This is a genomic window from Streptomyces sp. JNUCC 64 (genome assembly GCF_054484115.1).
Genome location: NZ_CM137015.1, coordinates 5,550,349 through 5,570,961, shown reverse-complemented (window position 1 = coordinate 5,570,961; position 20,613 = coordinate 5,550,349). Strand labels below are relative to the sequence as shown.

The 20,613-nt window shown below is 74.1% G+C and carries 14 protein-coding genes; 8 read left to right on the top strand and 6 right to left on the bottom strand.

The features are described from left to right. The first annotated feature begins 264 nt into the window (after positions 1-264). The 8 genes from casA to ACVWNX_RS23115 all read left to right on the top strand — a co-directional run bounded on the left by casA (position 265) and on the right by ACVWNX_RS23115 (position 10,783). A complete protein-coding gene (gene casA, locus ACVWNX_RS23150) occupies positions 265-4,998 on the top strand; it encodes a type I-E CRISPR-associated protein Cse1/CasA (protein WP_454409566.1) in 4,734 nt (1,577 codons plus the stop codon). Next, positions 4,995-5,834 carry a type I-E CRISPR-associated protein Cse2/CasB gene (casB, locus tag ACVWNX_RS23145; protein WP_454409565.1) on the top strand — a complete coding sequence of 280 codons (840 nt, stop codon included), beginning with the start codon at positions 4,995-4,997 and terminating at the stop codon, positions 5,832-5,834. The genes casA and casB overlap by 4 nt, the downstream gene beginning before the upstream one ends. 62 nt (positions 5,835-5,896) lie before the next feature. Next, the gene (cas7e, locus tag ACVWNX_RS23140; protein WP_454409564.1) at positions 5,897-7,129 is read left to right on the top strand and encodes a type I-E CRISPR-associated protein Cas7/Cse4/CasC; all 1,233 of its coding nucleotides are present in this window, start codon (positions 5,897-5,899) and stop codon (positions 7,127-7,129) included. Beyond that, the gene (gene cas5e, locus ACVWNX_RS23135; protein WP_454409563.1) at positions 7,126-7,914 is read left to right on the top strand and encodes a type I-E CRISPR-associated protein Cas5/CasD; all 789 of its coding nucleotides are present in this window, start codon (positions 7,126-7,128) and stop codon (positions 7,912-7,914) included. The genes cas7e and cas5e overlap by 4 nt, the downstream gene beginning before the upstream one ends. 9 nt (positions 7,915-7,923) lie before the next feature. After that, positions 7,924-8,643 carry a type I-E CRISPR-associated protein Cas6/Cse3/CasE gene (gene cas6e, locus ACVWNX_RS23130; protein WP_454409561.1) on the top strand — a complete coding sequence of 240 codons (720 nt, stop codon included), beginning with the start codon at positions 7,924-7,926 and terminating at the stop codon, positions 8,641-8,643. Continuing rightward, positions 8,640-9,593 (top strand): type I-E CRISPR-associated endonuclease Cas1e, encoded by a 954-nt coding sequence (gene cas1e / locus ACVWNX_RS23125; RefSeq protein WP_454409560.1) that lies wholly within the window; start codon positions 8,640-8,642, stop codon positions 9,591-9,593. Before cas6e ends, cas1e begins: the two co-directional genes overlap by 4 nt. Further along, on the top strand, positions 9,590-10,003 hold the full coding sequence (gene cas2e, locus ACVWNX_RS23120) for a type I-E CRISPR-associated endoribonuclease Cas2e (protein ID WP_454409558.1): 414 nt from the start codon (positions 9,590-9,592) through the stop codon (positions 10,001-10,003). Before cas1e ends, cas2e begins: the two co-directional genes overlap by 4 nt. A 93-nt stretch (positions 10,004-10,096) precedes the next feature. Continuing rightward, positions 10,097-10,783, top strand: coding sequence for a chorismate mutase (locus ACVWNX_RS23115; protein WP_454409557.1), 687 nt, complete (start codon positions 10,097-10,099; stop codon positions 10,781-10,783). A 72-nt stretch (positions 10,784-10,855) separates the two neighbouring features. Here the strand turns inward: ACVWNX_RS23115 and ACVWNX_RS23110 are convergent, their stop codons facing one another. The 6 genes from ACVWNX_RS23110 to ACVWNX_RS23085 form a co-directional block, all read right to left on the bottom strand. Then, positions 10,856-11,671 (bottom strand): ABC transporter permease, encoded by an 816-nt coding sequence (locus ACVWNX_RS23110; RefSeq protein WP_454414898.1) that lies wholly within the window; start codon positions 11,669-11,671, stop codon positions 10,856-10,858. A 95-nt stretch (positions 11,672-11,766) separates the two neighbouring features. Then, entirely contained in the window at positions 11,767-14,433 is a 2,667-nt protein-coding gene (locus ACVWNX_RS23105) for an alpha/beta fold hydrolase (RefSeq protein WP_454409555.1), read from the bottom strand. Between the two features lie 247 nt (positions 14,434-14,680). After that, complete coding sequence (gene mmsA / locus ACVWNX_RS23100) at positions 14,681-16,183, bottom strand: CoA-acylating methylmalonate-semialdehyde dehydrogenase (protein WP_454409553.1); 1,503 nt, start codon at positions 16,181-16,183, stop codon at positions 14,681-14,683. Positions 16,184-16,334: 151 nt separating this feature from the next. Then, on the bottom strand, positions 16,335-18,410 hold the full coding sequence (locus tag ACVWNX_RS23095; protein ID WP_454409552.1) for a 3D-(3,5/4)-trihydroxycyclohexane-1,2-dione acylhydrolase (decyclizing): 2,076 nt from the start codon (positions 18,408-18,410) through the stop codon (positions 16,335-16,337). A 262-nt stretch (positions 18,411-18,672) separates the two neighbouring features. After that, complete coding sequence (gene iolB / locus ACVWNX_RS23090) at positions 18,673-19,500, bottom strand: 5-deoxy-glucuronate isomerase (RefSeq protein ID WP_454409551.1); 828 nt, start codon at positions 19,498-19,500, stop codon at positions 18,673-18,675. A gap of 115 nt (positions 19,501-19,615) precedes the next feature. Then, positions 19,616-20,464 (bottom strand): Cgl0159 family (beta/alpha)8-fold protein, encoded by an 849-nt coding sequence (locus tag ACVWNX_RS23085; protein WP_454414897.1) that lies wholly within the window; start codon positions 20,462-20,464, stop codon positions 19,616-19,618. Positions 20,465-20,613 lie beyond the last annotated feature (149 nt).

The following is a 20,613-nucleotide window of genomic DNA, read 5'->3' as shown; positions in this document are numbered from 1 at the left end:
CTCAGCCCAGCAGTGGGCTCACCGACATGAACCATCGCCACCGAGCCGCCCCGAAGCGGCCATAGAGCCGCCGGCCTCCAAAGACACCTACCAAGCCTGGCCCACTCCGGGCCCCAGGGGTGAGAACCCGGCCCCGCCAAACAGCGGGACCGGTCCCCCCTCGGCAGGCCCGTCCTGGGCTCCTGGTATCACGCCTTCCCTGCCCGTCTCATCGCTTTCGGCTATCACCTCCCGAAACAGGCATCACTCATGTCAACTGTGCGCATGCGCTCAGAGCACGACCCGGAGGTGCCCGGCCAACCGGCGCCCTTCTCCCGGCTGTCCCCCGCCGCGCGGACCGTCTGGGCCAAGCACCAGCACGCCACCGACGAATGGCTGCCCCTGTGGCGCCACATGGCCGACAGCGGCGCCGTGGCAGGGGAGTTGTGGGACCGGTGGTTGCCCCGGAACGTCAAGGCGCTCGTCGCGGAAGTCCTGCCCGGAGGGGAGGCGGACGCCCGGCGGCTCGCGGTCTTCGCGGCGGCCAGCCATGACACCGGGAAGTGTTCCCCGGCCTTCGCCTGCCAAGTCGAGGGACTGGCGGACCGCATGCGCGCCGCCGGGCTGGAGATGCGGACGGCCAAGCAGTACGGCCCCGACCGCCGGATGGCACCGCACGGACTGGTCGGCCAGCAACTGATCCAGGAGTGGCTGGCCGAGCGGTACGGGATCAAGGGGCGGACGGCCGGACAATTCGCGGTCATCGCGGGCGGCCACCACGGCGTTCCCCCCGACCATCTGCAGATCCACGACCTGAGCCTGCGCCCGCAGTTCGTCCGGCATCAGGGGGAGAGCGAACCCCTCTGGCGGGACGTGCAGTTCGAGTTCCTGGACCAGTGCGCGGAACTGGCGGGGGTGCACGACCGGTTCACGGAGTGGAAGGCCGTCCGGCTGCCGCAGACCGTGCAGGTGACGCTCACCGCCGTCGTCATCCTCGCCGACTGGATCGCCAGCGCGCCCGAGCTCTTCCCGTACGCCCCGGCGTCCTGGCTGCCCGCTGGCGCGGCGTCCGAACGGCGGCGGCTCACGGCCGCGTGGGAAGGGCTCGACCTTCCCGGACCATGGGTGGCCGAGGACCCCGGAACGCCCGCTGAGGAGTTGTTCTTCCGCCGGTTCGACCTGCCAGACGGCGCCCGGATCAGAGAGGTGCAGACGGAGGCCGTGCGGATGGCCCGGGAGATGCCGACCCCCGGGCTGCTGATGATCGAAGCCCCGATGGGCGAGGGCAAGACCGAGGCGGCCCTGGCGGCGGCCGAGGTACTCGCGGCACGTGGCGGCGCGGGTGGCTGTCTGATCGCGCTGCCCACCCGCGCCACCGGTGACGCCATGTTCCCCCGGCTGCTGACCTGGCTGGAGCGGCTGCCCCAGGACGGCCCCCGGTCCGTCGTCCTGGCTCATGCCAAGGCGGCGCTCAACGACGACTGGTCCGGCCTCCTGAGCGAGGGCAACCGGGCGATCAGCGCGGTGGAAGCCGACGTGAACGCTTCTATCGAGCCGAACTGGCACGAACGGCGCGCCCCGGCGGGACTCCACGCCCACCAGTGGTTGCGCGGCCGCAAGAAGCAACTCCTCGCCTCGTTCGCGGTCGGAACCGTCGACCAGTTGCTGTTCGCCGGGCTGAAGAGCCGCCACCTGGCGCTGCGGCACCTGGCGGTGGCGGGCAAGGTCGTCGTCATCGACGAGGTCCACGCCTACGACGCGTATATGAACCGGTATCTGGACCGGGTCCTCGAATGGCTGGCCGCGTACCGCGTGCCGGTGGTGCTGCTGTCCGCCACGCTGCCCGCCGACCGCAGGCGGGCGCTCGCCTCGGCCTATGGGGGAACGGAAGTGGTCAGTGACTCCGGACCGGCGGACGGGACCGCCTATCCTCTGATCACAGCGGTGGCCCCAGGGGCGCCTATAGGCACCGCCACGCCCACCCCCGCCCCGGGACGGGACGCCGCCGTAGCGCTCGAACGTCTCGACGACGACCTCCCCGGGCTCGTGCGGCGGCTGGCGGAGGAACTGGCGGACGGCGGGTGCGCGCTCGTCGTCCGGAACACGGTCAAACGGGTGCAGGAGGCCGCCGAGGCGTTGCGCGAGCGGTTCGGGAGGGACGCAGTCACCGTCGCGCACTCCCGGTTCGTGGACGCCGACCGCGCCGCGAAGGACGCGGACCTCCGGGACCGGTTCGGTCCGGACGGGACACGCCGTCCAGGACTGCACATCGTCGTGGCGAGCCAGGTGGTCGAACAGTCCCTGGACGTCGACTTCGACCTGCTGGTCACCGACCTGGCACCCGTCGACCTGATGCTGCAGCGCATGGGGCGGCTGCACCGGCACGCCCGCCCCCGGCCGGGGCGGCTGGCCGGAGCCCGCTGCCTGGTGACCGGGGTCGAGGATTGGAAGTCCGCTCCCCCGCTCCCTGTCGAAGGGTCGCGGTTCGTCTACAAGGAACACCCCTTGCTGCGGGCGCTCGCCGCTCTGGATCCCCATCTGGACGGCACGCCGGTACGGCTTCCCGAGGACATCAGCCCGCTGGTCCAGGCCGCGTACGGACCGGACTCGATCGGGCCCACCGCGTGGTCGGAGGAGATGCGGCGGGCGGAGGACGAGCACGACACGTACGTCTCCGGGCAGCGGGACAGGGCCCGGGGGTTCCTCCTCGACCGGGCCCAGCGGGACGGCCGCCCCCTGTACGGATGGCTCCAGGCGCACGCCGGGGACGCCGACGACTCGCCCGGTGGTCGGGCGCAGGTGCGGGACGCGGAGGACTCGCTCCAGGTCCTCGTCATCCGCCGGACGGCGGACGGACGACTGAGCACGCTGCCCTGGCTCGACGGCGGCCGGGGCGGCCGTGAGCTGCCCGTGGACTTCCCGCCGGACGGCCCGTCGGCCCGTGCGGTCGCCGCGTGCGCCCTGACGCTGCCCGCGCACTTCGCCAAGCCCTGGATGATCGACCGCACCATCGCCGAACTCGAAAGGTTCCTCGTCCCTGCCTGGCAGGTCAAGGAATGTCCGCTGCTGGCCGGTGAGTTGGTGCTCGTCCTCGACGAGGAATGTCAGACCCGGCTGGCAGACTTCACCCTCGTCTACGACCAGTTCGACGGACTGCGTGTGACGACCGCCGACGCGCCCCCGCGTCCGGCCGCCGGGCACGTGGAGGAAACGAGTGCGGATGTCACCGACGACAGCCCTCAGGAACAGGCTCCCGATGACGGGAACGCCGTCGGTGAGACCGTTCGCGAGGAAACGGCGTCCCACTCCGTCCCTCCGGACGTGGTGAGCACGGTGCCGACGTTCGACCTGGTCGACCGTCCATGGCTGCCGGTCCGGCACGACGACGGCACGACGTCCGAAGTCTCGTTGCGTGAGCTGTTCGCGCGGGCCCGGACGCTGCGTCGGCTCGTCGGTGACCTCTCCACCCAGGAGTTCGCGCTGTTGAGGCTGCTGCTGGCGGTCCTCTACGACGCGTTGGACGGACCCGACACCCTGGAGGACTGGGAGGAGCTGTGGCAGGCGGATGATCCGTTCGCCCCGGTCCTCCGTTATCTGGAGGAGCACCGGGACCGCTTCGACCTGTTGCATCCCCGAACACCCTTCTTCCAGGTGGCGGGGCTACGTACCGCCAAGGACGAGGTAGCCTCGCTGAACCGGATCGTCGCCGACGTCCCCAACGGCGACCCGTTCTTCGCGATGCGCAGGCCGGGGGTGGAACGGCTTTCATACGCGGAGGCGGCCCGCTGGCTGGTGCACGCCCATGCCTACGACCCGTCCGGAATCAAGTCGGGCATGACCGACGACAGCAGGGCCAAGGCCGGGAAGGTGTACCCCCTCGGCGTCGGATCGGTCGGCGGGCTGGGTGGGCTCCACGCGGAGGGGGCCACTCTGCACGAGACTCTGCTCCTGAACCTGATCCCGCTGCGGGAAGGCATCCTCGACACCGACGACGACGTGCCCGAGGGGTCGGATCTCCCAGCCTGGCGCCGGGACGGCTGGACCGGCGGCGCCTGGCCGCCTCCCCGGGGCGGCGCCACGGCGCCCCGGCCGCACGGCCCACGCGACCTGTACACCTGGCAGTCCCGGCGGGTGCGCCTCCACGACGACGGCGAGGGGGTCACCGGTGTCGTCCTCGGATACGGCGATCCCCTCGACCCGGGTTCGCCCTGGAAACTGGAGCCGATGACGCCCTGGCGGCGCAGCCCCGTCCAGGAGAAGAAGCGCGGACGGCCGCTGTACTACATGCCGCAGGTCCACGATCCGAGCAAGGCCGCCTGGCGGGGGCTCGCGAGTCTGCTGCCCGCCCGGGGAGAGCCGGAAGGAAGCGGCGGGGAGGCTCCCAAAGCCCTGCCGTCGGGGATCGTCCGCTGGAACGCGGTGCTGGCCACCGAGGGCGGCCTGGAGCTGAACGGGCTGATCCGGCTACGGCTGACCGGGGCCGTGTACGGGACCCAGCAGTCCGTCATCGACGAAGTCGTGGACGACTCCGTGGTACTGCCCGTGATCATGCTCCACGCACAGGGTTCGCCGTACGCGCGGGTCGCCGTGGACGCCGTCAAAGACGCGGAACTCGCTGTCCGGGCCCTCGGCCATCTCGCCGGGAACCTCGCCCGCGCGGTCGGTTCCGCCCCCGAGTCCGCGACGGACACCGCCCGCGACCTGGGGTTCGGCACCCTCGACGGACCGTACCGGGCTTGGCTGACCCGGCTCGCCGGTTCCCCGACGCCGGAAGCCGCGCACGACGTCTGGCGGGCGGAGGTTCGCCGCCTGGTGTCCAGGCTCGGCCGGGAGCTGGTCGACGCGGCGGGCGACACCGCCTCGGAAGGCCGGGTCGTGGACGTGCCGGCCGTGGGCCGCCGCTGGCTCAACGACGCGCGGGCCGACCTGCTGTTCCGACGCCAGCTGAAGAAGATCCTGCCCTCCGGCCCGGACGCGGCCGACGCGAACGACGACACGCGGGAGGACTCCGCGACATGAACACTCCGGACACCTCCGAGGCCACCACGGCCACCGGCACGGCCCGCCGGAGGGACCGGTACCGCCCGGTCACTCCCGTGGCGGTGGCCACCGAACGGTGCGTCAGCAGGCTTCAGAACATGTATCTGCGGGACCACCCGTCGGCCGTCGCCGCCCTGGCCCAGCTGCGCCGGGGCCTCGGAGGAGCCGCCTACGACCGCCCCGGCACATGGGGCCTGGGCCTTCTGGAGGAACTGACCCAGCTGCGGGAGGAGGCACTCGCCACTGCTGGCAACGGGCCGGAGGGCCTGCCCGCATGGGTCACGCACCACACCTCTCGGGGAGGAGCCGAGGTCGTCGAGGCCGAGGACGAGGCCGCGCACCTTGCCGTGTCTCTGTGGTCCCTGCACCAACAGTCCGTGCACGACGCCCGGATGCACACCCCCGGCTGGAGCCTCGGGTACGCCGTCCGGCGGTTGGCGCGGCAGTCCCGGGGCGGCCCGGTGGAGGCTCCGGACACCGCCCCGGACGCCGCCTCCACGCTGGACGTGGACGAAACACTGCGCAAGCGTTTCGTCCGCATCGGCACCTCCTCGTCCTTCGACATGCTCGGTGTCCGGCTGCGGGAGGTGGTGACGCTGCTGCGCGGCGCGCGGATCCCCCTCGACTACAGCCGTCTCGCGGACCAGCTCCGCAGCTGGCAGAACGAGGAACTGCGGGCGGACGTCCGCCGGACCTGGGGACGGGACTTCCACATGGCCATGGGCCCACTGCCGAACGGCCGGACTCCGCCGGACGGCGGGGCGTCCGCCCGGGGCCCCGGCGACACCGCCGGGGTGGACGACTCCGCCGACTGACCTCCGTTCCCCGGCTCCTGCACCCATCCGCCATATCCACGATCAGTGAATGGACCTCTTCGATGGCCCGAACCATCCTCGACATCCACATCCTCCAGAACGTCCCGCCCAGCAATCTGAACAGGGACGACACCGGCGCCCCGAAGACCGCCCTGTACGGCGGGGTCCGGCGGGCGAGGGTGTCCAGTCAGGCGTGGAAGCGCGCCACCCGCAAGGCGTTCGAGGAACTGCTCCCCCCGTCCGAGCTGGGGGTGCGGACGAAGAAGGTGGCCGAGGAGCTCGCCGAGCGGATCGTCGCGTTGGACGACAACCTCAAGGAACCCGCCGCCGCGTTCGAGCTGGCCGCCGAGGTGATCCGGGTCGCCACCGGGTCCAAGGTGGAGGTGCCCAAGCGCAAGGCCAAGACCGGCGGGGAGACGGGTGAGGACGTCGCCCCCGAGTCGCTGTACCTGATGTTCCTCAGCCGCCGTCAGCTGGACGCACTGGCCACTTTGGCGATCAAGGGCAGCGCGGGCGGTGATCTCACCGCCCTCAAGGAATACCTGAAGGACAAGGACAACAAGGCGGCAGCCCGGACCGCAGCCGACACCCGGCACTCGGTGGACATCGCGCTGTTCGGCCGGATGGTCGCGGACTCGGCGGACCTGAACGTGGACGCGGCCACCCAGGTGGCGCACGCGATCGGGGTCCACCGGGTGGAGATCGAGTCCGACTACTACACGGCCGTGGACGACCGGAACGCACGCGACGGCGAATCCGGCGCGGGGATGATCGGCTCGGTCGACTTCAACTCCGCCACGCTGTACCGCTACGCCGCCGTGGACGTGGACGAACTGCACCGCAACCTCGGTGTGGGGTACAAAGACGCCGGGAAGCGTGAGGCCGGTGACGAGAGCCCGGGCACTCCGGCCGAGCGGGCCGTGACGGCGTTCCTCGAAGCCTTCGTCCACTCCCTGCCCACCGGCAAGGTCAACACCTTCGGCAACCACACGCTCCCCTCCGCCGTGGTCGTGAAGCTCCGCGCCCGCCGCCCGGTCAGCTTCGCCGACGCCTTCGAGCGGCCCATCCCGCTGACGCGGGAGGGCGGCTATCTGCGCGGGAGCTGCGAGCGGCTGGCCGCGCACGTCCCCTCCCTCGAAGAGCAGTACGGTGTCCAGGACGGTGACCGGACCTGGGTGTTCCGCGTCGGGGAAGCCACGGAGGCGCTCTCCGCGCTCGGCTCCGAGGTGACGTTCCGGACGCTGCTGGACGAGGTCGGGCAGGCGGTCGCCCAACGGATCGGGGCGGGCGCGTGAGCGTACTGCTGCTGCGGCTCGCCGGGCCACTCCAGTCGTGGGGCTCGGCTTCCCGGTTCGCCCGCCGCTCCACGGAGAACGCGCCGACGAAGAGCGGGGTGGTGGGTCTGCTGGCCGCCTCACTCGGGCGCGGCCGACAGGCGGACCCGTCGGACCTCGCGGCCCTGGGCTTCGGTGTGCGCGTCGACCAGCCGGGCACCCGGCTGCGGGACTTCCAGACGGCACGGCACCTGGACACGGAGAAGGCGATGCCCGTGTCGGAGCGCTACTACCTGGCGGACGCCGTGTTCGTCGTGGGGCTGGAGAGCGGGAACCACCGGTTCCTCGGGGAGCTGTACGAGGCGGTGCTGACACCCCGTTTCCTGCCCTTCCTCGGGCGCCGGTCCTGTCCGCCCTCACGCCCCCTGGACATGGGGCCGCCCCTGCGGGACACGGGCCTCCGGGACGCGCTGCGAGACGCGCCCTGGCAGGCGTCCGCATGGCACCAGGAGCGGCTGGGGCGCGGAGCGCGGAGGGGTGGCGGTGGCCCTCCGGAGTCATTGGCGCTCAGCTTCGACAGCCCGCCCGGCGCGCACCCCGATCACGAGGTGCGTGACATGCCCCTGAGCTTCGACCCCCGGCACCGCCGCTACGGACTGCGGGGCGTCAGCACCGAGCAGGTCCCCCGCCCGCCCGGGCGGCGGGGAGCCGGGCCCCCTGAGCACGACCCGGTCGCCGCCGTGACCTCGGCGCGGCGGACCGGCCCGGGCACGCCCCGGGACCGCGAGCCGAGGAAGGAACCCTGAGGACGGCCGATGTACCTGACGCGCTTCCGCATCAACACCCAGCGTCGTGACGCACGACGGTTGCTCTCGTCGCCCCACCTCCTGCACGGCGCCGTGAACGCGGCGTTCCCCGACCTCCCGCCCCGGGGCACGCCCGGGCCCCGGGTGCTGTGGCGGGTGGACCACGAGCCCTCGGGCCGGGCCCTCCTCTACCTCACCAGCCCGTCCCGGCCCGATCTGACGCATCTGGTGGAGCAGGCGGGCTGGCCCACCCTGGACGGGCCGGGCTGGGACACCTTCCCCTACGACGACTTCCTGGGCGCCCTCGTCCAAGGGGACTCGTGGGGCTTCCGGCTGACGGCGAACCCCGTCCACTCGGTCCGGTTCTCGGAGGACCGGAGTCTGCCGACCAAACGCGTGGCTCACGTCACGCCCCGGTACCAGTTGGAGTGGCTGTTGCGACGGCAGAAGGCCAACGGTTTCGCAGTGCTCCAGAAACCGGTGGAACGGCGGCTGCCCGGCGAGGGCGAGGGATACGAGGTGCTGGTCCGCGACCGGATGCCACTCCAGTTCCGGCGGCCGTCGGCCCCGGGGAAGGACGTCCAGTTCACCCGGGTCACCTACGACGGACGGCTCCGGGTCACCGACGCCGACCTGCTGCGGCGCACCCTGACCCAGGGGCTCGGCAAGGCGAAGGCGTACGGCTGCGGGCTGATGACGCTCGCCCCGGTGGCGGGGGCGACGGAATGAGCACGGCCGGCCGACGCGGGGCGTCCTCACCACGCGAACTGACCAGGGTCGGCGACCGGACCTCGTTCCTGTATCTGGAGCGCTGCAAGGTCAGCCGGGACGACAACGCGATCACGGCGACGGACGCGGACGGGGTGACCCACGTCCCGTCCGCGACGATCGGCACCCTCCTGCTCGGCCCCGGCACCGAGGTGACCCACCAGGCGATGGTGCTCCTCGGGGAGTCCGGTGCCGGTGTGGTGTGGGTCGGGGAGCGCGGGGTGCGCTACTACGCGAGCGGGCGGGCCTTGACCCGTTCGTCCGCCCTGGCGGAGGCCCAGGCCACCGCATGGGCGAACCAGCAGCAGCGGCTGGCCGTGGCCCGGGCGATGTACCGGCTGCGGTTCCCCGACGAGGATCCCTCCTCGGCCACGCGCAAGCAGTTGCTGGGCCTGGAGGGGCGTCGGCTGCGGGAGTGCTACCGCCGTGAGGCCGAGCGGACGGGCGTCGCCTGGAAGCGCCGCGAGTACGACCGCGACGACTTCGCGGCGGGTGATCCGCCGAACCAGGCGGTGACCGCCGCGGCCAAGTGCATGTACGGCGTGGCACACGCCGTGATCGCGGCCCTGGGCTGCTCCCCGTCCCTGGGGTTCGTGCACTCCGGACACGAACTGTCGTTCGTCATGGACGTGGCCGACTTCTACAAGACGGACGTGGCGATCCCCGCCGCGTTCGACGCGGCGGCCGAAGGGCCGGAGGACCTGGCCGGACGGACCCGGCGGGCGATCCGGGACCGCGTCAACAGGACCGGTTTGCTTGACCGTTGCGTCCGCGACATCCAGACCCTGCTGGGCCGGGAGCCGGACGCCGGGGACGGGGACACCTCCGTGGTGGACCGGATGACGCTCCAGTCCGACCGGGGCGTCCAGGTGGAGAGCGGTCGCAACCACGACGGACTGGAGATGTGGTGACCGTCATCGTCCTCGCCAAGTGCCCGGCCGGACTCCGGGGCCTCCTCACCCGTTGGCTGCTGGAGATCTCCCCCGGAGTGTTCCTCGGCTCCCCCTCTGCACGGGTGCGGCAGGTGCTCTGGGACGAGGTCCGCACCTACGCGGATCAGGGCCGGGCGCTGCTCGCCTATCAGACGGACACCGAGCAGGGGTTCACCTTCGAGACCCACGAGCACGCCTGGGAGCCGGTGGACCACGAAGGGCTGACCCTGATCCGGCGACGGCCGCCCGGAGGCCGCCGGGGCGGTAGCGGGTCCTGGACACCCGCCGACGACCGTGATCCTCGTTCACCGGAAGGTCCCTCCGGGCCCCCGCCGCAACGGGGATGGAGCAAGGCGTCCAAGCGCAGGCGGTTCGGCGGCGGAAGATGATCCACCCTTTGGTTGATACACCCCCTTCACCCCGATAAACGCCCCTACGCCGCCCCTTCGTTCCCCCGGCGGATCCCTTGGTACACCGGGGGAATGACCACGAAGACCACCCGTCCCACCCGTACCCAGCCCGCCCGTGCCCGCCGGGCCCGGTCCCTGACGGTCGCCGCCGTCGTGGGGGCCGTGGCCCTGGTCGCGCTCGTCCCCGTGCCCGCCGTCGCGGCGGACCACGCCCCCGCCGCGCCCGTCCCGGCGGCGGTGTCCGTCCCCGTGGCGGCCGACCGCGCGGGGGCCGTCCGGCCGCTGGACCGGGTGACCTCGCTGCTCGCCGAACGGCTGCTCGTCGCCGACAAGGTGGCCGCCGCCAAGTACGGGACCGCGCTGCCCATCGAGGACCCGGCGCGGGAGCGGCAGATCCTCGACGACGTGGCCCGGCGGGCCGCCGCGCTGGGGCTGGACCCGGTGAACACCGTCGCCGTCTTCCGCGACCAGATCGAGGCGGGGAAGAACGTCCAGCGGGCGCTGTTCGCCCGCTGGGACGCCCGGCCCGGGGAGCGTCCCACCGAGCGTCCGGACCTGGTGCGCGAGGTCCGTCCGGTGCTCGACCGGATCACCACCGAGCTGCTGGACGCCTTGAAGTCCTCCGGGCGGGAGCGCGCGGCGGCCTCCTGCCGGGTCGCCGTCACCGTCTCCGCCGCCGGTCAGGCGTACGAGCGGGAGCTGGACCGGACCCACGCCGTGAACCTGCTCCGGGGGCTGCGCCACGTCTGCGCCGGATGAGCGACGGCCCGGTCGGCACCCGTCCGGAGACGGGTGCCGACCGGGCCGTGGGACGGTGACCGGTCCGTCGGCTCAGGACACGATGTCCTTGCGGCCGAAGCCCCGGAAGGCCAGGGCGAACAGGACCAGCGCGTAGGCGACCGAGACCGCCGAGCCCTGGATCATCCCGCCCCACTCCGGGTTGGGCTGCACCGCGTCCGCCCAGGCGAACTGCCAGTGCGCGGGCAGGAAGTGGCGCCAGTCGCCGAGCGCGGTGACCGCGTCCAGGACATTGCCGAGGATCGTCAGCCCGACCGCGCCGCCGACCGCGCCCAACGGCGCGTCCGTGCGGGTGGAGAGCCAGAACGCGAGCCCCGCCGTGACCAGTTGGGAGACGAACACGTACCCGATGACCACGGTCAGCCGCTGGGCGGCCGTGACCGCGTCGAGGGTGCCCCCGGTGGGGATGTGCAACGGGCCCCAGCCGTAGAGGACGGTGCCCACCGCGAGGCCCACCACCGGCAGCAGCACGATCGCCGCGAGGCTCATCCCGAGGGCGACCGTCAGCTTGGACCACAGCAGCCGGGCCCGGGGCACCGGGGCGGCCAGCAGGTACCGCAGCGACGACCAGTTGGCCTCGGAGGCGACGGTGTCGCCGCAGAACAGCGCCACCGGGATCACCAGCAGGAAGCCCGCCGAGACGAACAGGCAGGTCGCGGCGAAGTTGGCGCCCGACGCGGTGGCGGTGTCCATCAGGGAGATCCGCTCGCCCGCGTCCTCGCGGTCGCCGGGGCTGCCGCCGATGGCGAACGCCACGGCCAGCACGAACGGCAGCAGTCCGAGGACCGCTCCCATCACCATGGTCCGCCGCCGGGTGAGCTGGCGGACCAGCTCCACCCGGACCGGCAGGGTGGCACGGGCCCGGTACCCGGGGGCGGTCTCCCCGGCGGGCGCGGGCGGCGCGGCGGCCTCCGGGGCCGCCGCCGGACGGTTGTCGGTGGTGGTCACCGGGGGCCTCCGATCAGGGTGAGGAACGCGTCCTCCAGTCGGCGGTGCGGGCCCATCGAGGTGACGGGCACCTCCAGCCGCACCAGGTCGGCGAGGAGCGCGCGGGAGCCCTCGGGTCCCGCCTCGGCGAGCCGGACCAGCAGTCCGCCCTCGGCGCGGTCCGCCGAGGCCACGCCGGGCAGCGCCGCGACCTTGTCGAGCAGGGGGTCGGACACCTCGTCCGCGAGCCCCACGTGCAGCGCGTCCCCGGCGCCCGTGATCTCCGCGACGGGACCGGCCTGGACCAGCCGTCCCCGGTCCATCACCACGAGGTGGGTGCAGGACTGCTCGACCTCGGACAGCAGATGGCTGGAGACGATCACCGTGCGGCCGCCCGCCGCGTAGCGGATCATCACCTCGCGCATCTCGCGGATCTGCGGCGGGTCCAGACCGTTGGTGGGTTCGTCGAGGATCAGCAGATCGGGCAGGCCCAGCATGGCCTGGGCGAGCGCGAGGCGCTGCCGCATGCCCTGGGAGTAGGTGCGCACCGCGCGCTGGAGGGCGTCGCCGAGTCCGGCGATCTCCAGGGCCTCGGCCAGATGGGCGTCGGCGGCGGGGCGGCCGGTGGCCCGCCAGTAGAGGTCCAGGTTCTCCCGGCCGCTGAGGTGCGGCAGGAACCCGGCACCCTCGACGAACGCCCCGACCCGGGAGAGCACGGGGGCGCCGGGACGGATGGCGTGGCCGAAGACCCGGATCTCCCCGTCGTCGGGGCGGATCAGTCCCATGAGCATCCGCAGGGTGGTGGTCTTCCCGGCGCCGTTGGGGCCGAGCAGTCCGAGGACCTGGCCCTTCTCCACGCGGAACGACAGCTCCTTCACCGCGTACCGGTCGGTGGCGCCCCGGTACCGCTTGCTCAGACCGGTGATCTGGAGCGGGACCCCGGCCAGCTCCGGGTCGGGCGCGGCGGCGGCCCGACGGCGGCGGCCGGTGAGGAGAAGCACGGCGGCGACGGCCGCGGCGGCCAGCGGCAGCCCCCACACCCAGGAGGGCAGCGGGGCGGCGGCGGTGGTGACCCCCGGGGCGGTCGGCACCGTGAGGTCGCCGAGGACCGTGACGGTGTGCCGGGCGGGGGCGGTGGGCGAGGCGTACCCCAGGTCGGTGGAGGAGACCGCGAGCCGCAGGGTGTGTCCGCGCCGCACCTCGTGGTCGATCGCGGGCAGGGTGAGGGTGACCTCCCGGCTCCGGTCGCCGCCGAGGCCGTCGACCCGGACCGGGGCGACGAGCTGGGCGGGCAGCACCTGGCGCTCCCCGTCCGGTCCGACGTCGTACAGCTTGGCGAAGAGCACCGCCTCCCGGGCGGTGGAGGAGACCCGGACGCGGACCCGCGGGGTGCCGGTGATCCGCAGGTCCCCGGTGAGGGGCGCGGAGTCGAAGCGGGCGAACTGTCCGGGGAAGTCGAGGGAGAGGCCGAGGCCGAGCGCGGAGAGCTGGGAGAGTCCGGCACCGGCCCCCGCCGCGCCGAGGCCGGGCAGTCCGGAGACGGCGGGCGGGCTGGCGCCCGCCGGGTTCTCGAAGCTCCGCGGCCGGTCGTCGAGGGCGAAGGAGCGGGGCGCGCCGGTGAGTCCGGGGTAGGCGTCCGCGCTGGCGCCCCGGAGCTGGGCGGCGCCGTTGGTGGAGTCGACGCCGCCGGTGCGGGTGACCCGGAACGCGGGGCCCGTGTCGGCGTCCTCGTCGCCCTTGAGGTGGCGGTCGAACCAGGCGCGGGCGCGGGCCTCGATCCGGTCGCCCTCCCGGTCGCCGCCGTCGTGGCCGCCGCTGATCCAGTCGACGGCGACGGGCGCGCCGTTGGCGCGGATCGCGCGGGCCAGGGCGTCGGACTGGTCGAGGGTGAACAGGGAGTCGGTCTGGCCCTGGACGAGGAGCGTGGGCGCCTCGATCCGGTCGGCGACGGCCAGGGGGGAACGGGCCTCCAGCAGCGCGCGGGCCCCGGCGTCGGGCGCGCCGCGCTCCGCGACGCGCTGGTACATCCGGCACAGCGCGGGTTCGAAGCGGTCGCAGCCGCCGCCCGCGTTGACGAAGAGCCCGGCCCAGGTCTTCTTGAAGACGCCGCCGGGGAACAGCGCGTCGGCGAGGTTCCCGTAGGTGATCTCGGGCACCAGCGCGTCGACCCGGCGGTCGTGTCCGGCGGCGAGCAGGGCGACCGCGCCGCCGTAGGAGGCGCCCGCCATGCCGACGCGCGGGTCGCCCTCGGCGTCGAGGCGCACCTCGGGGCGGTCGGCGAGCCAGTCGATCAGCCGGGAGACGTCGGCGACCTCGCCCTTCGGGTCGTTGAGCCCGATCCGGCCGCCCGACTTGCCGAAGCCCCGCGCGGACCAGGTGAGGACCGCGTACCCGGAGCGGGCCAGGTCCTCGGCCCGTTCGCGGACGTCGTCCTTGTCACCGCCGAAGCCGTGGCCGAGCAGCACGGCGGGGCGCCGTCCGTCCCCGCCGGAGGTGAAGTACGAGGTGTCCACGCGGACCCCGCCGGTGTCCAGGACCCGGTCCGCCCGGTGCACCGGGGGCGGGTCGTCCGAGGCGGCGGCCGTCCAGGTGCCCGCGGCGGCGAGCAGCGCGACACCGGCCACGGCGGCGAGCGCGCGCCGGGGGCGGCGGAGCCGGGATGGCCAGGGCGTTCGGAAGTCCATGCGCTCCACGGTAAGCGGCGGGGGTGACAGCCCGTACGGCCCGGGGGGTGAACCGTTCCGCCTCCCCGGGGAGTACCCGGCCCCGGCGCGCACGGCGGACGCGGTACGCCCGCCCGCCGCGACATCGCCCCGTCCGCCCCGCCCCTCCACCCCCTTCGCGCCTGTCCGTCCCCGCCCGGCGCGCGAGCCGGGCAGGGGCAGATATTCACCACAAGCGCTACCAAGGGGATGAAAGGGGCGTCGGGGCTCAGTGGTTGCGGGGGAACCCGAGGTCGACGCCGGTCGGGCCGTCGGCGGGGTCGGGCCAGCGGGTGGTGACGACCTTGCCCCGGGTGTAGAAGCGGGTGCCGTCGTTGCCGTAGACGTGGAGGTCCCCGAAGAGGGAGTCCTTCCAGCCGCCGAAGGAGTGGTAGCCGACGGGCACCGGGATCGGCACGTTGACGCCGACCATGCCCGCCTCGACCTCCAGCTGGAAGCGGCGCGCGGCGCCCCCGTCCCGGGTGAAGACGGCGGTGCCGTTGCCGTACGGGGAGGCGTTGATGAGCGCGAGGCCCTCGTCGTAGGAGTCGACCCGCAGCACGCACAGCACCGGGCCGAAGATCTCGTCCCGGTAGGCGTCCGCGTCGACGGGGACCCGGTCCAGCAGGGAGATCCCGATCCAGTGGCCGTCCTCGTACCCCTCGACCGTGTGGCCGGTGCCGTCCAGGACGACCTCGGCGCCCTGGGCCGCCGCGCCGGTGACGTAGGAGGCGACCCGGTCCCGGTGGGCGGCGGTGATCAGCGGGCCCATCTCGGAGGCGGGGTCGTCGCCGGGGCCGATGACGATCCGCTCGGCGCGCTCCTTGATCTTCGCGACGAGTTCGTCCCCGACGGAGCCGACGGCGACCACCGCGGAGACCGCCATGCAGCGCTCCCCGGCGGAGCCGTAGGCGGCGGAGACGGCCGCGTCGGCGGCGGCGTCGAGGTCGGCGTCCGGCAGCACCAGCATGTGGTTCTTGGCGCCGCCGAGGGCCTGCACCCGCTTGCCGTGGGCGGTGGCCGTGGTGTGCACGTACCGGGCGACGGGGGTGGAGCCGACGAACGAGACGGCGGCCACGTCCGGGTGCTCCAGCAGCCGGTCCACGGCGGTCTTGTCGCCGTGGACGACGTTGAACACCCCGTCGGGCAGCCCGGCCTCGGCGAGCAGCTCGCCGAGGCGCACCGCGGGCGAGGGGTCCTTCTCGGAGGGCTTGAGGACGAAGGCGTTCCCGCAGGCGATGGCGACCGGGAACATCCACAGCGGGACCATCGCCGGGAAGTTGAACGGGGTGATGCCCACGACGACCCCGAGCGGCTGGCGGATCGCCGCCACGTCCACCCGGCTGGCGACCTGGGTGGACAGCTCGCCCTTGAGCTGGGTGGTGATCCCGCAGGCGAGGTCCACGATCTCCAGCCCGCGGGCCACCTCGCCGAGCGCGTCCGAGTGGACCTTGCCGTGCTCGGCGGTGATCAGCGCGGCGATCTCGTCGCGGTGGGCGTCGAGCAGCGCCCGGAACCGGAAGAGGACCTCGGTGCGGCGGGCCAGCGAGGAGGTGCCCCAGGTGGCGAACGCCTCCCGGGCGGTGGCGACCGCCGTGTCGACCTCGTCGACGGAGGCGAACGCGACCCGCCGGGTGGTCCGGCCGGTGGCGGGGTCGGTGACCGGGCCGGTGACGCCGGACGCCCCCTCGACGGCCTTCCCGCCGATCCAGTGCTGGACGGTCTTCGTCATGACAGGTTCCCCAACTCTCGCGTCCGGCGCGCCGGGCGGTGGCGCTCCCCGTGTGGCGTGGCCGTGGTGTCGTGTTCCGCGCGGCGGTGGCCGCGCGGACGTGCGTGGCGGCCGGACGGACCGGTCGCGGCGGACGGTCCGGAGGGACCGGTCACAGCGGACGGTGGCGGTCCGCCGCCCGCCGTTCGTACTCCGCGCGGGCCCGGAGGGCGGGCGCGCGGGTCGCCGTCTCGGCCACGGGCACATCCCACCACGCCTGCGCCCCGGGCGGGCCCGACACTGTGTCGGGCGTTCGGGTCTCCGTGTAGACACATGTGGGGACGGTCGCGGCGCGGGCCTCGGCGAGCGCGGTCCGCAGCCCGGCGACGGTGGTGGCGCGCAGCACCCGCATCCCGAGGCTGGCGGCGTTGGCGGCGAGGTCCACGGGGAGCGGGTCGCCGGTGAAGGTGCCGTCGGGGGCGCGGTGGCGGTAGGCGGTGCCGTGGCCCTCGGCGCCGACGGCGGTGGACAGTCCGCCGATGGAGGCGTAGCCGTGGTTCTGGAGGATCACCACCTTGACGGGGACGCCCTCCTGGACGGCGGTGACGAGTTCGGTGGGCATCATCAGATAGGTGCCGTCGCCGACGAGTGCCCAGACGGGCCGTCCGGGGGCGGCGAGCGAGACCCCGATGGCGGCCGGGATCTCGTAGCCCATGCAGGAGTAGCCGTACTCCAGGTGGTACTGGTCGCGGGAGCGGGTCCGCCAGAGCTTGTGCAGGTCGCCGGGGAGCGAACCGGCCGCGTTGATGACGATGTCCTCGTCGGTGACCAGCGCGTCCAGGGCGCCGAGGACCTGCGTCTGGGTGGGGCGCGCGCCGGGGTCGGGGGCGGCGTAGGCGGCGTCCACGCGCGCCTCCCACGCGGCCTTCGCCCCGGCGTACTCGGCCGCGTACGCGGGGTCCGGGGCGTAGGGGGCGCCGGGGGCGTACGGGGTCCCCCGGCCCGCGCGGTCGCCGGAGGCCGTACCGGTGGCGCCGGTACCGGAGGGCACGCCCGTACTGGAATCCGTAGCGGTACCGGAGGGCACGCCGGTACCGGAATCCGTACCGGTGCCAGAAGACGCCCCGCCCGTACCGGACGCCGTGCCGCCGCCGTCCGTGCCGTGGGCCCCGGTGAGCGCCCGGGTGAGCGCCTCCAGCCCCGCGCGGGCGTCCGCCACCAGCGGCAGCCCCGCCATCTTGTGGCCGTCGTAGGACGTGATGTTCAGGTTGAGGAAGCGCGCGCCGGGCGGGAAGAGGGTGCCGGAGGCGGTGGTGAAGTCGGTCCAGCGGGTGCCGACGCCGATCACCAGGTCGGCGGTGCGGGCCAGGGCGTCGGCGGTGGCCGTCCCGGTGTGCCCGACGCCGCCCACGTCGGCCGGGTGGTCCCAGGCCAGCGCCCCCTTGCCCGCCTGGGTGGAGGCGACGGGCGCCCCGGTCGCCTCGGCGAAGGCCCGCAGCGCGTCCTCGGCGGCGCTGTGCCGCACCCCGCCGCCCGCGACGACGAGGGGCCGCCGGGCGGCGCGCACCGCCGCCACCGCCGCGGCCAGTTCGGCCGGGTCGGGCGCGGGCCTGCGCACCGTCCACACCCGCTCCCGGAAGAACTCCACGGGCCAGTCGTACGCCTCGGCCTGCACGTCCTGCGGCAGGGCGAGGGTGACGGCCCCGGTGGCGGCCGGGTCGGCCAGCGTCCGCATCGCCTGGAGGGCCGCCGGGACCAGCACCTCGGGCCGGGTGACCCGGTCGAAGTACCGCGACACCGGCCGCAGGCAGTCGTTGACGGAGACGTCCCCCGCCCAGGGCACCTCCAGCTGCTGGAGGACGGGGTCGGCGGGCCGGGTCGCGAAGGTGTCGCCGGGCAGCAGCAGCACCGGCAGGTGGTTGACGGTGGCGAGGGCGGCGGCGGTGACGAGGTTGGTGGCGCCGGGGCCGATGGAGGTGGTGACCGCGTGCGCGGAGAGCCGTCCGCGCTGCCGGGCGTGGCCGATCGCCGCATGCGCCATCGCCTGTTCGTTGCGGCCCTGGTGGAACGGCATCGCGTCGCCGTACTCCAGGAGCGCCTGGCCGATCCCGGCGACGTTGCCGTGCCCGAAGATCCCCCAGGTGGCCGCCACCAGCCGGTGGCGGTGCCCGTCGCGTTCGGCGTACTGGACGGTGAGGAAGCGGACCAGCGCCTGGGCGACGGTCAGCCGGGTCGTGACGGCGGTCATCGGTACCTCACGGAACGGGCCGGGACGGCCGGACGGACGGGACGGCGGAGGCGAACGGGACGGCCACGGCGGACGGGACGGCCACGGCGGACGGGACGTACGGGGTCGACGGAACGGCCACGGTGCACGGAACGGCCGGGGTCGACGGGACGTACGGGGTTGACGGGACGTACGGGTCGGGGCGGCCGGACGGGGCAGGGGGCGGAGCCGGGGAAGCGGGCACGGACGGGACGGAGCACCGGGACGGTACGGGGCTCGGTGCTCACCGGTAGCCGTCCGGGTGGTCGGGGTGGAAGGTGATCCGCCACTCCCGTTCGGTGCCGGGCCCCGCCATCGCGTTCAGGTAGTACAGGTCGTGGCCGGGCGCCGCGATCGACGGACCGTGCCAGCCGTCGGGCACCAGCACCGCGTCCCCGCTGCGCACCTCCGCCAGCACCTCGGCGCCGCCCGCCCGGGACGGGGACACCCGCTGGTACCCGAAGCCGGGTCGGCCCCCGGCGGACGGCGCGCACTCGTAGTAGTAGACCTCCTCCAGCTCGCTCTCCCGCCCGGGGAGGTGCTCGTCGTGCTTGTGCGGCGGGTAGGAGGACCAGTGGCCGCCGGGGGTGACGACCTCGACGGCGATCAGCCGGTCGCAGGGGAAGGCGTCGGCGGCGGCGAAGCCCCGCACCTGACGGGCGGTGAGGCCCTCGCCACGGGCCTCGACGGGAACCTCCGGCGCGGGGCCGTAGCGGGCGGGGAGTCGACGCTCGCACTTCGCTCCTGCCAGGGCGAAGCGGCCTCCCGCGCCGGAGGCGATCTGGGCGTGGGCGTCGCGGGGGAGGTAGGCGAAGTCACTGACTCCGTCGAACACGCTCTCCCTGCCCACGAGTTCGATGATGCGGCCATCGGCCAGGATCGTGCAGCCGCCTTCGAGAGGAAGCACGATCCATTCGCTGTCGCCGGTGGCGAGGGAGTGCCGTCCGCCCGCCTCCAGCCGCAGCACCCGGAGGCTGGTGTGGGTCCATTCGGCGCTTCGCGGGGAGACGTCGAGGTCGTACGGACCGTGACGGGTGGTGCCACGGGGGAGGTGGAGGCCGCTGTCGCTCATGGGGTTGCCCCTACCCGCCCCGGACCCGCCGCTCCCACCCGTGCCCACGCCCCGCCTCCCCGTCCGCCGTTCCCGCCCGGTGTCCCCCGTCCGCCCGCGCCCCCGGGCCCGCCGCTCACAGCAGCGCGACCGCCCGGTCGACGGCCCCGGCGACGTCCCCGTCCGCCGGGTACAGCAGCGCGCGGCCCACCACGAGCCCGCGCACCGTCGGCAGCCGCAGCGCGGCGTGCCACCGCGCGTAGGCGGCGTCCGGGTCGTCGCCGACGTCCCCGCCGAGGAGGACGGCCGGGAGGGTGCTGGTCTCCATGACCCGGGCCATGTCGGCGGGGTCGGCGGTGACGGGCACCTTCAGCCAGGTGTACGCGGAGCTGCCGCCGAGCCCGGAGGCGACGGCGAGCGAGGTGGTGACGGCCCCGGGGCTCAGATCGGCGCGCAGGACGCCGTCCACCCGGCGGCAGAGGAAGGGTTCGACGAAGACCGGGAGCCGTCGTCGCGCCATCGCGTCCACGGCACGGGCGGCGGTGTGCAGGGTCCGCAGCGAACCGGGGTCGCCGTAGTCGAGGCGCAGCAGCAGCTTGCCCGCGTCGAAGCCGAGCCGGTGCAGATCGCGGGGGCGGTGCCCGGTGAAGCGGTCGTCGAGTTCGAAGGCGGACCCGGCGAGTCCGCCCCGGTTGAGGGAGCCCATGACGACCTTGCCGTCGAGGGCGCCGAGCAGCAGCAGGTCGTCCAGGACGTCGGCGGTGGCGAGGACCCCGTCCACCCCGGGCCGGGAGAGCGCGAGGCACAGCCGTCGCAGCAGTCCGGCGCGGTTGGCCATGGCGAGGGCCCGGCCGCCGACGGCGAGGGCGCCGCGCGCGGGGTGGTCGGCGGCGACGATCAGCAGCCGTCCGGAGGTGCCGAGCAGGGGTCTGCGCACCCGGCGGGCGGCGGCCTCCGCGACGGCCTCCGGATGCCGGGCCCGCAGCCGGGCGAGCGCCCCGGGGTCGACCTCGACCCCACCCGACCCGACGACTTCCCCCGCCCCTCCGGCACCACCGGCCCCAGCGGGCCCCTCGGTCGTGGCGGGCCCCCGGGCCGCAGCGGAGTCGCCGAGCCCACGGACCTCCCTGGGCT

Excerpts from the sequence above, each read along its gene's own strand:
- ACVWNX_RS23095 (WP_454409552.1), bottom strand. The coding sequence starts at position 18,410 with ATGACCGCCGTCACGACCCGGCTGACCGTCGCCCAGGCGCTGGTCCGC.
- cas1e (WP_454409560.1), top strand. The coding sequence starts at position 8,640 with ATGAGCACGGCCGGCCGACGCGGGGCGTCCTCACCACGCGAACTGACC.
- mmsA (WP_454409553.1), bottom strand. The coding sequence starts at position 16,183 with ATGACGAAGACCGTCCAGCACTGGATCGGCGGGAAGGCCGTCGAGGGG.
- casA (WP_454409566.1), top strand. The coding sequence starts at position 265 with ATGCGCTCAGAGCACGACCCGGAGGTGCCCGGCCAACCGGCGCCCTTC.
- ACVWNX_RS23115 (WP_454409557.1), top strand. The coding sequence starts at position 10,097 with ATGACCACGAAGACCACCCGTCCCACCCGTACCCAGCCCGCCCGTGCC.
- cas6e (WP_454409561.1), top strand. The coding sequence starts at position 7,924 with ATGTACCTGACGCGCTTCCGCATCAACACCCAGCGTCGTGACGCACGA.
- iolB (WP_454409551.1), bottom strand. The coding sequence starts at position 19,500 with ATGAGCGACAGCGGCCTCCACCTCCCCCGTGGCACCACCCGTCACGGT.
- casB (WP_454409565.1), top strand. The coding sequence starts at position 4,995 with ATGAACACTCCGGACACCTCCGAGGCCACCACGGCCACCGGCACGGCC.
- cas7e (WP_454409564.1), top strand. The coding sequence starts at position 5,897 with ATGGCCCGAACCATCCTCGACATCCACATCCTCCAGAACGTCCCGCCC.
- ACVWNX_RS23105 (WP_454409555.1), bottom strand. The coding sequence starts at position 14,433 with ATGGACTTCCGAACGCCCTGGCCATCCCGGCTCCGCCGCCCCCGGCGC.